This is a genomic window from uncultured Nitrosomonas sp. (assembly GCF_902826915.1).
In the GTDB taxonomy this organism is placed as follows: domain Bacteria; phylum Pseudomonadota; class Gammaproteobacteria; order Burkholderiales; family Nitrosomonadaceae; genus Nitrosomonas.
Genome location: NZ_CADEGP010000029.1, coordinates 1 through 13,838 on the forward strand (window position 1 = coordinate 1; position 13,838 = coordinate 13,838).

The 13,838-nt window shown below is 43.4% G+C and carries 12 protein-coding genes; 5 read left to right on the forward strand and 7 right to left on the reverse strand.

Going from position 1 to position 13,838, the window contains the following annotated elements:
• Together QZV86_RS06800 and QZV86_RS06805 are read right to left on the reverse strand one after the other, a co-directional pair.
• Nucleotides 1-1,336, reverse strand: a 1,336-nt coding sequence (locus QZV86_RS06800; RefSeq protein ID WP_295625316.1) for a bilirubin oxidase, incomplete at its 3' end; no start/stop codon positions are given.
• 685 nt (nucleotides 1,337-2,021) lie between these two features.
• A complete protein-coding gene (locus QZV86_RS06805; protein WP_295625319.1) occupies nucleotides 2,022-2,699 on the reverse strand; it encodes a response regulator transcription factor in 678 nt (225 codons plus the stop codon).
• A gap of 380 nt (nucleotides 2,700-3,079) precedes the next feature.
• On the opposite strand from QZV86_RS06805, the gene lysS reads away from it, so the two are divergent.
• Nucleotides 3,080-4,585: a lysine--tRNA ligase gene (lysS, locus tag QZV86_RS06810; RefSeq protein ID WP_295625321.1), complete on the forward strand. Its 1,506-nt coding sequence runs from the start codon at nucleotides 3,080-3,082 to the stop codon at nucleotides 4,583-4,585.
• A 62-nt stretch (nucleotides 4,586-4,647) separates the two neighbouring features.
• Here the strand turns inward: lysS and QZV86_RS06815 are convergent, their stop codons facing one another.
• From QZV86_RS06815 to QZV86_RS06830, 4 genes are read right to left on the reverse strand one after another with little or no spacing between them, the layout of a single operon-like run.
• Complete coding sequence (locus tag QZV86_RS06815) at nucleotides 4,648-5,310, reverse strand: HAD family phosphatase (protein ID WP_295625324.1); 663 nt, start codon at nucleotides 5,308-5,310, stop codon at nucleotides 4,648-4,650.
• On the reverse strand, nucleotides 5,307-5,984 hold the full coding sequence (hda, locus tag QZV86_RS06820) for a DnaA regulatory inactivator Hda (protein ID WP_295625327.1): 678 nt from the start codon (nucleotides 5,982-5,984) through the stop codon (nucleotides 5,307-5,309). The genes QZV86_RS06815 and hda overlap by 4 nt, the downstream gene beginning before the upstream one ends.
• A gap of 38 nt (nucleotides 5,985-6,022) precedes the next feature.
• A complete protein-coding gene (locus QZV86_RS06825; protein ID WP_295625330.1) occupies nucleotides 6,023-7,087 on the reverse strand; it encodes an AI-2E family transporter in 1,065 nt (354 codons plus the stop codon).
• A gap of 11 nt (nucleotides 7,088-7,098) precedes the next feature.
• Nucleotides 7,099-8,487 (reverse strand): aspartate aminotransferase family protein, encoded by a 1,389-nt coding sequence (locus QZV86_RS06830; RefSeq protein WP_295625334.1) that lies wholly within the window; start codon nucleotides 8,485-8,487, stop codon nucleotides 7,099-7,101.
• A 587-nt stretch (nucleotides 8,488-9,074) separates the two neighbouring features.
• Between QZV86_RS06830 and QZV86_RS06835 the strand changes: the two genes are divergently transcribed.
• Nucleotides 9,075-9,545 carry a hypothetical protein gene (locus QZV86_RS06835; RefSeq protein ID WP_295625338.1) on the forward strand — a complete coding sequence of 157 codons (471 nt, stop codon included), beginning with the start codon at nucleotides 9,075-9,077 and terminating at the stop codon, nucleotides 9,543-9,545.
• 45 nt (nucleotides 9,546-9,590) lie between these two features.
• Here the strand turns inward: QZV86_RS06835 and QZV86_RS06840 are convergent, their stop codons facing one another.
• On the reverse strand, nucleotides 9,591-10,787 hold the full coding sequence (locus QZV86_RS06840; RefSeq protein ID WP_295625341.1) for a succinylglutamate desuccinylase/aspartoacylase family protein: 1,197 nt from the start codon (nucleotides 10,785-10,787) through the stop codon (nucleotides 9,591-9,593).
• 585 nt (nucleotides 10,788-11,372) lie between these two features.
• On the opposite strand from QZV86_RS06840, the gene purM reads away from it, so the two are divergent.
• Genes purM through QZV86_RS06855 form a run of 3 tightly spaced genes read left to right on the forward strand, consistent with a single transcriptional unit; the run spans nucleotide 11,373 to nucleotide 13,808 of the window.
• Entirely contained in the window at nucleotides 11,373-12,431 is a 1,059-nt protein-coding gene (gene purM / locus QZV86_RS06845) for a phosphoribosylformylglycinamidine cyclo-ligase (protein ID WP_295625343.1), read from the forward strand.
• A 19-nt stretch (nucleotides 12,432-12,450) separates the two neighbouring features.
• Complete coding sequence (gene purN, locus QZV86_RS06850) at nucleotides 12,451-13,089, forward strand: phosphoribosylglycinamide formyltransferase (RefSeq protein ID WP_295625346.1); 639 nt, start codon at nucleotides 12,451-12,453, stop codon at nucleotides 13,087-13,089.
• The gene (locus QZV86_RS06855) at nucleotides 13,086-13,808 is read left to right on the forward strand and encodes a DUF3108 domain-containing protein (RefSeq protein ID WP_295625348.1); all 723 of its coding nucleotides are present in this window, start codon (nucleotides 13,086-13,088) and stop codon (nucleotides 13,806-13,808) included. The genes purN and QZV86_RS06855 overlap by 4 nt, the downstream gene beginning before the upstream one ends.
• Nucleotides 13,809-13,838 lie beyond the last annotated feature (30 nt).

A 13,838-nucleotide genomic window follows, 5' to 3' on the forward strand; every position in this document is an offset into this window, starting at 1 on the left:
GCCCTTTGACGCCTTTTGGCCCACGCGAGCTGGTTTGTTCCCAGCGATTGACCAGATAAAGTTCAGTACCGAGTGGATATGCAGAAAAATCCACTACGATATCTGCGCGCTCAGCCACGGCCAATCGAACGTTTTTACGGTTCAGCAACGGTTTGGGCAGCAGATTGCCGTCATTGGCGATGTGGGTGAAAGATTGCTGCACATTGTTCGGCGTCACTAAATGGAACTGATAGAAGCGCGAAGGTCCGGCATTGAGTAACCGCAGGCGATACTTGCGACTGGCCACTCTCAGCACCGGCTCGATCATGCCATTGACGGTCACCTTGTCGCCCAACGTGCCTTCCGGATCAAACTGATCGTGCACTTGTATCGTATCTGCACCAAAGCGCTTATCCTGAAAAGCCAGCGGATAATCGTAAGCATCGCTGGGCAGCCGCAACGCCTTGGGATTAGGATCATGTTCATTGCCCGAATCCAGCTCATCGTAGATCAGATAAAAGCCAGCCATGCCGCGGTTAGCGTTGGCCGCGGTAAAATCCAGGCAATGATCGTGATACCACAGCGTCCCTAATGCTTCACGCTTATCGCCACCCACCGGGTTGCTCGCGCTTTTGGGAAATTCGTCCAACCCCGCATACACATTGGGATAAAAATGATCATAAAAATCTCCGGGCGTACTGATCGTGGGCCCGGCCTTTGTTTTACTGAAATAATCGCCCGGAAAACCATCGCTTTCCGAAGGCGTATGCAAATTATGCAAATGCAAACTGATTTCCGGCGTGCCGTAACCACTATGATTTGCCGGCAAATCGTTATATAAACGTACAATGACCGGGCGCCCATAACGTGCATGAATGGTTGGATTTGAAGTGCCATCGTCGCCTACGTAATTCCATACCAGTTGTCTCACATAATTCGGATGAAACTCATGGTCTTCTATCGGTTTAACCCGCAACACATAGGTATCCGCTTGACCCGGTTGCAGCTGATGTTGACCAAAAAAATCATGCCAGCGTTGATGATCTCCACGCCCGCATTCTCCATTGGCAAGATTGGGAGTACCTTGCGGAGACAAAGCGCCACTGGCCAGATCAGTTTGCTCCAGCGGTTCAGCCGCCTCTGGCAGCTCTCTCAGCCAAGGTGTGGTTGGTGGACTGGGTGGTAACGGCTCATCAGGTATCACCTCCTGCGCTGCACTTTTGCGCGAGGTTAGAATGGCCGGCGCGGCCAGAATCGTGGCTCCCGTTGTTTTAAAAAACGCACGCCGCGATTCATTCAATGGAGAATCCGAGTCAATATCGTTGCCTAAATTAGATTCATATTCCCCGCTTTTCATGATAATGCCCTCCCTAAAGTTAATTTTCTAAATCAAGTCGCACTTTGCGTGCATCTTGATTATGTATAAGCCCTGTATAACTTACATTGACATCCATCAGATCAAAGTAAACTGATGGGCGTCACTCCCTTTCCTCTTGCCTACAACACTGGCAAATGCCATTTTTTAAAATAATCATGCATACGTAATGAAGATTAGGGTTTTTTTTGACACATAGATAGCTACAAAATGTTAATTCTCTCTGTTAACAATTGTTAACAAAGCTGATTAAAATATGCGCAACTTAGAATATTCCCAACTCATTGTCAGATAAGAATAATATGTAGGATTTTTCTTGCGCCCAGGAACACCCAATTAGAAAAACAACAGTCATTCTCCAAGTTATATCCCTGCCTCAGCATAACTTCTCAAATCACGTAATTATTGTTTCACTTGAACGCTAATCGCAATAAATAGAGGTATGATATTCTGCTTCGATTTTTATGTTCGCTGGAAGAACCACTGAAGCCAGACCGGAAAAATCCTACTCTCTCCAAGCAATTGATCTTATGTATCCACCGATCAGTTTTGTGCAAATCATTCAACTGACAAATAAGGAATCTCATTATTTCCAGCTGAAATGACTATTGAGAATTTAGCAGGTGGTTTACGATTCAATTACGTAATTTATGATGCTGATGGGCGATTAACCTAGCCCTTTTTCCTTGAAGAGAAGCGCCAGCTGTAGACGACTAGAAATATGCAGCTTAGAATAAATACGATTGAGATATACCCGTACCGAACCTTCGGTAATTTGCAATTCCCGCGCGGCCGATTTACTGCTATAACCTTTAGCAATTAAAGCAGCCAGGCACATCTCTCGATTGGACAAATGTTCAGAAACAATTTGATGCGCTGATTCGCGTTGTAAGATTTGTTCGAATGCCATCCTCATGGAGCGGCGATCTAACCATTCGCCTCCTGCATGCACTTTCTTCAAACATTGCGGGACGAGTGAAACCGACATTTCTTTGAGCAAAATACCTTTTATGCCCATTCTAATCAGGTCACAGGTCTCAGTCTGATTGACTGCAGCAGTGTATATCACTATTTTGATATCATTTCCAAATGAGGCTTGCACCAGCTTAACTTGATTAAGTCCAGCAACGCCAGGCACATGAGGATCCATCAGCACCATGTCCGGTTTCTTCAGCTTCAATATATCCTGAGCACAATCAGCTGAATTCAATCTTTCCGTAACCTCAAAATCATTGCCGACCTCGAGAATAGAACTTAATCCAAATAAAACAATCGGGTGCGGATCGATCAAAAGAACTTTAATACGATCGACAGACAATATGTTTTGTATCGTTTCAGTAAACATTTATGCCTATAGACTAGCGTAAAGTTAATATGATCATTATCAGATTCTAGTAGCTAAGTTTTCATGAATATACTGATAAGGTTTTGTGGAAATTCATACAACAAACCTACAAAAAACTAGAAAACACCTTATTTATCAGTTAATATCGCATACACTATGAAACGTGAAATGCTGAAAGTTTAGGCCATATCACAACAAAATACTGTGATAAATCGCACATCTGAGTACACTTCATAAAGAAATACAAGAGAAATACAAAACCAGACATCTCTGAAAAAAACCGCCACCTCGATCGCATAATATAGCAAAACCAGTTTTAGTAAACAATCCTATCAAGCAGCAGCCTGTCTTGAAGTACATTTTTTATACAATACCTTAATATGACCCAAGAAAATCAACCGGCTGTCCATGATGAAAATCAAATTATTGCTGAACGCCGCGCCAAACTGACTGAAATACGCCAGACTAACAATGCTTTTCCTAATACATTCAGGCGAGATCATTTAACTTCAGAATTATTTAAACAATTTAATGCGCTCTCTAAAGAACAACTAGAGGAACAGCCGACGATTGTAAAAATAGCAGGCCGCATGGTGCTAAAACGCGTAATGGGTAAAGCCAGCTTTGCAACCATACAGGATATGAGCGGACGCATTCAGTTGTATATCTCGAATGATCACACCGGAGAACCCGTGCACGCAGCATTCAAACATTACGACTTGGGTGATATCCTGGGTGCACAAGGCACTTTGTTCAAAACCAAAACAGGTGAACTCTCAATTCGGGTCACTGATTTACAATTGCTCACAAAATCCTTGCGCCCATTGCCGGAAAAATTTCATGGCTTGGCCGACCAAGAGCAAAAATATCGTCAGCGTTACCTTGATTTGATCACTAACGAAGAAACACGCAAAGTATTTTCCATTCGTTCCAAAGTAGTCCAGGCCATTCGTGAATTCTTTGTTGAACGCGATTATCTGGAGGTTGAGACGCCAATGATGCACTCGATTCCAGGAGGCGCATCGGCAAGACCCTTTTCCACCCATCATAACGCATTGGATATGGCACTATTTTTGCGCATTGCTCCTGAGCTTTACCTGAAACGATTGGTTGTCGGTGGCATGGAAAAAGTATTTGAAATTAATAGAAATTTTAGAAACGAAGGGATTTCCACGCGGCATAATCCCGAATTTACCATGCTGGAATTCTATGAAGCTTATCAGGATTTTACTTATCTGATGGACTTCACCGAGCAAATGCTCGCGCATGTGGCTAAGCAGGTATTGGGCACCACTCACATTAGCTACCAAGGCAAGACGATAGATTTATCCAAACCGTTCATGCGCCTGACCATCACCCAGGCCATTCAAAAATTTCATCCGGACTACACGACCGAGCAATTGAATGATCGTAATTATTTGATCAAAAAATTGCAGGCATTGAATATTCACTTGAACCCCAACGATGGCATCGGTGGCTTGCAACTTTCGCTGTTCGATGAAACCACCGAGCATCTGTTGTTTGAACCCACCTTTATCGTCGATTACCCAGCAGAAGTATCCCCTTTAGCACGGCGTAACGACAGTAACCCGGACATCACCGACCGTTTTGAACTGTATATCGCCGGACGGGAAATCGCCAATGGGTTCTCTGAACTGAACGATCCAGAAGATCAAGCAGCACGTTTTCAGGAGCAAGCCAAAGCCAAGGATGCTGGTGATAGTGAAGCAATGCATTATGATGCGGACTATATCCGTGCGCTGGAATATGGCTTACCACCCACAGCCGGCGAAGGTATTGGCATCGATCGCCTAGTCATGCTATTGACCGATAGTCCGAGTATTCGCGATGTTATTTTGTTTCCGCAATTAAGACAGGAAGATTAACAAGCCATTGAAAAATGTTTTCGAAACAGCTAATGCAAGGCAGATAGTTCTCAACGGATCTACTACCGTAAACTAATTATCGGCCAATCATTGCTTTCTGCATGGCTCCTCAGAGTGGGGTCCGGATCTACAGCAACCGGGTGCGTCACTTTGCAAAGCAAGGGCAAGTCATTTAGAGAATCACTGTAAAACCAGCTGCGGAGAAACGATAGCCAGGTCAGATTATGCAAATCCAGCCATTTCTCCAATCGCTCAATTTTTCCTTCTCTGAATGATGGTATTCCAGACACCCGGCCGGTAAACTCACCATCTTTCTCTTCCGGTTCAGTCGCGATCAAATGACTAATGCCGAGCGCCTGGGCAATCGGGGCTGTAACAAAACTATTAGTGGCAGTAATGATGATGCACAAATCATTATCCAGCATATGCTGTTCGATTAACTGCCGCGTTCCCGGCGCAATCAGCGGCATAATTTTCTTGCACATGAATTCACTCCGCCAAACTTCTAATTGGGCACGTGAATGCCGTGCCAAGGGTTTTAACTGAAAATCCAGAAATTCATGAATATCTAATGTTCCTGCTTTGTATTGCTCATAAAATTCAATATTTTTGGACTCGTGCAACTCACGATCCAATGCTTTTTTTTCTATCAAAAATTGTGCCCACTGAAAATCACTATCGCCCGCGATTAACGTGTTATCCAGATCAAACAATGCTAAGTTCATGAATTCACCTGTAATAATTCTCTTAATAAAGGTATAGTTATTGAGCGTTGATGGACCAGGGAATAACGATCCAGCGCATCCAATGTCATCATCAACGACGGTAAATCACGTCGGCCGTGCCGTAATAAATAAAGACATATTTCTTGAGGCAACGTATAACCGCAATCAGTGGCATGCGCCTGCATCGCGTATATCTTTTCTTCTTCCGTTAATTCGTGCACCTGGTACACCAGCCCCCACCCCAGGCGGGTAACCAGATCCTGCCGCATATTCAAATACACCGGTGCAGTGGATCCACTTACCAGCAATAGTGAATGCCCTTCTTCGCGCAGACGATTATACAGACTAAATAATTCGGCCTGACCTACGGCGTCCAGATAGTCAATATCGTCAATCACGAAACAATCTACCGCATTGTCAACGCAAAAGCGGTGATAATTTTTAGCACAGCCATACATCGCTTTTGTGTTTTTTTGTGTATACGCCATGACGATCGCCTGCAACAAATGACTCTTACCACAACCAGGGTTACCCCACAAATAAATAAAACGCTCTTTTTCTTTCCCTGACAGAATATTTGCCAGCGTGTGCATCAATTCTGCATTGCGCCCCGGCAGAAAATTTTCCAGCGTAGGTAATGGCAGAGGGTTAATGTCTAACAACATCTGTTGCATGGTAATTGCCTAATCGTCGTAATTCGGTCTAAAAGTTCCTACGAATTATACAGATCACTTTCCAAATAGCGCTGTCGTAGATGGCGTAGCCACACCAATATTACTGCACTGACCGGCAGCGCCAGCAAGATACCGAAGAAACCAAATAGTTGACCGAATGCCAATAACGCGAAAATAACGATTACCGGGTGCAGCCCAATCCGATCTCCCACCAACCAAGGAGTAATCAGCATACCTTCAAGCATTTGACCGATACCAAAAACAGCCCACACCATGATCACACCTTCCCAATCCTGAAATTGCATCATAGCGGCAAAAGTCGCCAACGTTAAGCCTACGATCATCCCCAAATAAGGCACAAACACGAGGATACCCGCCACCAAGCCAATAGGTAGTGCAAATTCCAGCCCTGCCAACCAAAGACCCGTAATATAACAAATACTCATTAATAAGATCACAGACAGTTGTCCGCGCAAAAACTCCGCCAGAATCTGGTCAGTCTCCTGTGCTAACTGAGAAATCTGATCATGCCAATAACGCGGAATCACTTCATCGACAAGTTTGATCAACATATCCCAGTCACGTAACAGATAAAACAACACCACCGGCACCAATAGTAAATTGACCAGAAACTCAACAACTGCCATTCCACCGCTGGTCAAAGAAGGCAATATCTTTGCGGCCACACCTCCGGCGCTTTTCCAGTGCTCTGAAACAGCTTCCCTTAATACATTCATATCCGGTTGCAGATTGATATCCAGCCTCGATTCCAGCCAAGGAATCACCTGATTTTTCAACATATCCAAATAAGCCGGCATTTTATCCAACAAACGGTTTGCCTCTTTCTCAAACAGAGGCACCATAACCAGAATCAAGGCGGCAAATACACCAAGCAACAGCAACATAACCAGCACCGCCCCCACTGTCCGCGGTATTTTTCTGCCAGCCATGTGCCTCATCATCGGATTACAGATATATGCAATCACCGCAGCCAATAGAAAAGGAGTCAGGATTGGGCTGAGCAGATAAATCAACCCGCCTGTCACGCAAGCTAATAACAGCCACCAGAGATAAAGCAGACTTCCGGAATGTTCAGTGCTCATACGGTATAAGTTTAACCAGCTTTTGCTTTTAGCGCATGGCTGGCCAGATTTTTGCCTAGCTCCCAGATAGAGCCAGGTACTTGATGCGTATCCGCAATAGTCTTGGTTAATGCACTGATGATATGGTCGCAATCTTTTTGCGTCAGGGTAAGAGGGGGCAATAGTTTAATCACATTCATACCATGCCCAGCCACTTGCGTCAGGATTCTGTGCTCCTTGAACAATGGAATTGTAACCATTTGGCAGAATAGTCCTTTATTGGCTGCTTCCAACATCATCCAGGCGGCTTTCAACGAAAAACTATTCGGTGACTTGAATTCAATTGCAATCATCGAACCTTTGCCACGCGCTCCTTTCAGGAATTCATATTGACCGGTCAACGCATTGATTTTTCCGATCAGATCATTACCAATTCTTGCGCTATTTTCCACCAGCTTCTCAGTTTTGATCACCTCCAAGCTTGCCAGACCAGCCGCCATCGCCATGTTGTTCTTGGAAAATGTAGATCCGTGCACGACTGCCCGGTCCATGCGGTTAAACACGCTATCCATGATCTCCTGCGTTAGGGCCACTGCGCCGACTGGCACAAAACCGCCGGATAACGCCTTGGCCATGCAAACCATATCAGGCTTCACACCCCAGTGTTCAATAGCCCAGAACTTACCGGTACGCCCAAGGCCGGTTTGAATCTCGTCGGCGACAAACAATGTGCCATATTTTTTACATAAGCGTTCAACTTCAGGCAGATAATTATCATCCGGGATATTTACCCCCTTGCCCTGAATCGGCTCGACAATAAAAGCGGCCACATCGCGATTGCTTAGAGCCTTTTCCAATGCTACGAGATCATTAAATGGAACCGAGCCGCAATCCTGCAACAACGGACCGAAGCCATCCTTAAAAATCTGCTCACCATTCAGCGACAAAGCCCCCATCGTCAACCCATGATAGGCATGATCACAACAAATAATCCGATTGCGCTTGGTGACGTAACGCGCAAACTTTATCGCTCCTTCAACCGCCTCCGTACCTGAATTACAAAAAAACACCCGCTCTAGATTATCTGGCGTCGTGGCCAGAATCTCCTTGGCCAACAAGCCACTCAGAATCGACACATCCATTTGCACTAGATCGGGCATATCAAGCGCCAATACTTCTTTTAATGCATTGACAATGGTCGGATGGTTGCGACCAAATGCATACACGCCAAAACCGCTCAACAAATCGAGGTATTCATTACCGTGTTCGTCATACAGATATTGCCCCACTGCGCGTTCATAATTGCGGTCATAGCCAATCGTTTTCAGAACCCTGACTAGCTGAGCATTCAAATACCGATCATGCAAATCGAATTTATCGGTACGATGTTGTGATAACAGGTTGGCTATACTGAAAGACATGAATGACCTCTGCATTAAAAACTGCCAGACAAACTGGAAGTTAGTGTCTACGGGTTCCCTGAAAGAAAAAAGGAATACCGCCCCATGGCGGTATCACTGCAACAAAAATTAGCTCAGATCATACCATTCATCTACTTATCTTTGCTGCTAAAAACACAACATGATAGGTTATTGTGCCCACCAAAATAACAAGTTTTTACGGTGAGATCTGATGTAAAGGGATTATAAACTCAATCGGCGCAGTGATATTTGACACGACAAAATTATGATTAACAAACATACAGAATTCTTCTGTTCAATGGCAACACTTCATTATCAATCCAATTTTCGCTAAGCTGCGCATGTTTTCTCAGTACTCCCAGAAATAGAAGTTAAGCAGTTGACTATTAAATGCCTCTAATTTGGTCTTCGATGTAAAATAAAAAACAAGCTCTGATCCCTATGGTTTATTTAAATTAGTACATTCCATTAATAGTGGATATGATTCTAGCAGTGTACAAAATTGATTGTTATAAGCTATCGTAAAAAAATGTATTTATGCAACGCACAACTTAGCTGATGTTCTGCGAACCTAGGGTTGGTTAAAAATGACAAAATTCAAAGAATTCGATAATGATCAGAAAAGCGCCTTTAAGGAATTGTTGTTTATCGTCATGGAACGAAGAATAAAGGAAGAAATAGAATACACAAATCACGTATTTAAGTTCTTAGTATTAGGCAATGGCGCGGGAATCGCTTTGCTAGCTGCATTTATGGGAGCTATTGCGGCAACAGGAAATCCTATTTCTGAACTTGTTTCACCTTTATGGAAATTTCTTATCGGCGCTACTTTAGCTGCATTTATATATGTACCGCTATTTGCTGTGGCAAGTCAAGCAACCATACATGCAGCGAATCAGATATCTGATTTTTTCCAAAATAAACTAGATTTTGAAGAAATAGGGAGTTGGAGCTTAAACAGAAAAGGTCTCATAATTGTTCAATTACTTGCCTTAACATCTCTAATTTTGTTTTTTTGGGGTGTATACCAGTGTATATCTATCTTAGAAAAGTTTTAGTTTATTTGTCACGATTGGCAGAAAATAAGCAATTTCAATCTAAATTTATTCTGATTCCGGTACCGTAGATAAATGCTGAACAATCTGTTTCTTAGCCGGGATATTAATTATTCTGGCGGTTCTTTCTTCGGATTCCTGGATACCGATATGAAAGCCTGCAAAACCTGGCATAACCACTTGGTCAATCGCCATACCAATAATCCGACCGTTATAAGGTGAGATTATTTCACTGCGCATATTCGTAATGGGGTCTGTGACGATACCCAGGATATCGTTTTTGTTAATCTTATCTCCCAAATTAACATTGCCAAGCAGAATACCGCCATGATTTACACGCACCCACGCTGAATGATAGTAAATTGAATCCGGAGTTTCTAATGGCTGAGCCGTTTCTAACATATTCATCCTATCCAATAGAGTTTGAATACTTTTAACACCGTATCGAACGGCCGGTTCTTGCAATGTCATGGATTTTCCTGCTTCTAAAGTCACCGAAGGAATCCCAATATCGACTGCAGCATGGCGCAGCATCCCTACTGAGCCTTCACTATGAAGAATGACAGAGATACCAAAAGACTGAGCAAATTCAGCTACGCCCGGTTGCAGTAGATTAGCTCTAACCTGCGGTAGATTGGTTCGATGCGCTGAACCCGTATGCAAATCAACGAGAAAGTTACAATGACTGATGATTTCTTTAAAGAATGAATAGGCAATCCGTGCAGCAGAGCTGCCGTGAGGATTCCCCGGAAAAAAACGATTGAGGTCGCGGCGGTCCGTCAGATAACGAGAAGAACGCTGGAATCCTTGCAGATTCACAATCGGCACACCAATGATCGTTCCGGACAATAGTTTAGGATCAGTGCCATAAAGTACGCGCCTTACAATTTCAATACCATTTAGCTCGTCGCCATGAATCGCAGCTGTCAAGCACAGCACAGGTCCTTCCTGAGCACCGTTGACGACAAAAATGGGGGTTGGAGTGGAAAGACCATCTGAAGATTGATTAGGCTGCCACGATAACCGCATCGTAGTTGCTGGTGGTATAGCTGTATCCAATAACACAAATGCTGTTTTTGGTTGTTCTAAGAATTTAGATTCGGAAGTATGTACGACAGAAGAATCAATTATGGAATCAGAATCCATAATCAACTCGTTGCTGATGCTATCAGGCTTAAATGTTTGCTGTGAGAATCCATTGATTGCAGTCAATAGAAGAATTAGGCCAACGACTCTTTTTAACATTGCGCAATCACCCTATTAATAAACTACCTGCACTAAAGATTAACGACCTATTTCTTAAGCAACCAAATACTAAATTTAATTACAATATACTGTAATTAAATGGTATTGAAAAATTAAAACAGAGGTTAATTTACATTACAATTCGTTGTGTCATATATATACAACATAGTTACTGAACTGACGCAGAAAAATTGAGCAAGCTTTTGTTATTCGACAGACTTTTTTATCATGTTGCGTGAGTCTTTGTGGCAGAAGCATTGTTAACACCAGCATGCACCGCGAACCGAAGTAATAATGTGCTATCCAGTTGATCTCATACATGAGATGTCGGACTTAGGTATTTTATGGGGCGCATTCTCTGAGCAATCGCTAAATGACATACTGCAAAGGCGAAAACAGACAACCGTCAAACCATTTAGCTGCATTTCAGATGCGACACTACACTCACGACGAAGTCACGCTAAGCGAGCAATATCTGAGTCAATATTCGGATGATTTTTTGTATCCGTCTCATGCACATGTTTCATTTGCGTTAAAATTACATCTTTGAGCAGCCTTTATTCGGCAACTACGCGAGAACCTAACTTGATTTCCTCTAATTCTGATCATCCTGATACACAACAATTATCCTATCGTGACGCTGGTGTAGATATCGATGCAGGCGATCAGCTGGTTGCAAATATCAAACCGTTTGCCAAACGCACGTTACGTCCTGAAGTAATCACCGGAATTGGCGGCTTTGGTGCATTGTTTGAAATTTCCAAGAAATATCATAGCCCTGTTTTAGTTTCAGGCACAGATGGTGTAGGCACCAAACTTAAACTGGCTTTCCAGCTTGGCCGACACGACACAATAGGTATCGATCTGGTCGCGATGAGCGTAAACGATATTCTGGTGCAAGGTGCCGAGCCGTTATTTTTCCTCGATTATTTTGCCTGCGGCAAATTGAACGTAGAAACAGCGACTGCAGTTGTTGCCGGTATTGCCAAAGGCTGTGAATTGGCCGGTTGCTCATTAATCGGCGGTGAAACGGCAGAAATGCCCGGAATGTATCCAAATGATGAGTATGATTTGGCTGGATTTGCCGTCGGAATTGTTGAGAAAGACCAAATTATTAGTGGAACTACGATCCAAACTGGTGACATCGTGCTTGGGCTTGCCTCTAGTGGCGCACATTCCAACGGATATTCGTTGATTCGTAAGATTATTGATAAAAATCGCATTGACCTATCCACTGACTTGGATGGAAAAACCATTGCTGACATTATCATGGCACCAACGCACATTTATGTACAACCCATATTGAAGCTGATCCAGCAATTACCTGTTAAAGGGCTGGCACACATTACCGGCGGCGGATTGATTGAAAATATACCGCGTATTTTACCTGATCAATTCATGGCCGTATTACACAAAAATTCTTGGGAAATGCCACCGCTATTTCACTGGCTGCAACAGCAAGGTAATGTTGCAGAATCCGAAATGGCACGGGTGTTCAATTGCGGAATAGGCATGGTAATTGTGGTTGCTCCCGGTGATGTTGATAGTGCAACCCAGAGTCTGCGTGCTGAAGGTGAAACAGTGTGGCAAATTGGTGAAATCAAGTCACGCGCATCTAATCAAACAGCCACTGTTATTGTTTAAAGTCTCGCCATTAGAACATATGGAATCACTGGTTATCCTGATCTCCGGCCGCGGCAGTAATATGCAATCACTGCTGGAAGCAAGGGCGCAAATCGATCGCATTACAGTCATCAGTAGCAATCCCGATGCATTGGGTTTAGAAACCGCCAAAAAATATGGTGTTAACACGAACGTGATTGATCACCGCTCCTATGCCGACCGGCAAACATTTGATACTGCACTGGCAAAATGTATTGACTCGCATCAGCCAAAACTGGTTGCACTGGCTGGCTTCATGCGTATACTGAGTGATCGCTTTGTGCAACATTTTCAAGGCCGATTAGTGAACATCCATCCTTCATTGCTACCCGCATTCCCGGGTTTAGGAACGCATGCGCGCGCACTGCAAGAAGGCATTAGAATCCATGGTTGCACGGTACACTTCGTCACCCCGCAACTGGATCATGGCCCTATTATAATTCAAGCAGCTATTCCTGTATTACCCTGGGATACCGAAGAAACATTAGCCACGCGGGTTCTACAGCAGGAACACCATATCTACCCCCGAGCCGTGCGCTGGTTTATGGAAGATCGGATCAAATTAATTGAGAATCATGTTGAAGTACTGGACTCCAGCTTCTGTGAAATTACGCTTTATTCACCAGGATTATCCGAATGAAATTTATACCTGCAGTTCTTCTAATAGGAATATTAAGTTTTTCAGTTTCTGTTTATGCAACGGATATACCCTCTCGCATTGAAATCAATTATGCCGTGACGACAGATATCGGTGAAGGAGAAATCAATGAGGTGATGGAAATCAAACATACTGACGAAGGCAATAGTTATAGTATTAATAGCGAAGCGCAAGCCACTGGAATTTTCAAACTTTTAGAACCCAATAGGATCATGCGACATAGCGAAGGGATAATTACGGAAGGCGGGTTAAAACCTACTCGTGCTTATGAAAAACGTGGGAAAAAAGCACCTAGCTTGGCTATATTTGATTGGAATAATCACACGATTACTTTGAGCCATGAGAAGCGGGAAGTACAAGAAAAATTACCCAAAGATACTTTAGATCGGCTAAGTTTATCTTATAATTTTATGTTTACTCCCTTACCTAAGCACCAGGTAGAACGTCACATAACAAACGGACATAGTTTGGTGTTGTCGCGCTATGCCATCACCAAAGAAACACTCAAAACTCCGATTGGAAAGATGAAAACCATTGTATTGACCCGGCAAGAGGATAAAAACTCCAAGCTTAAAAGAATCGTATGGCTTGCGCTAAACAATCATATGCTGCCTGTTCGCATTGTTTCGACAGAAGAGAATGGCCGTGAAATCGATAAAATAGTCACCGGAATTAATATCAGTTACAAAGCTGATCAATAATTCGATCGTTCAGCTACAACTACACATCAG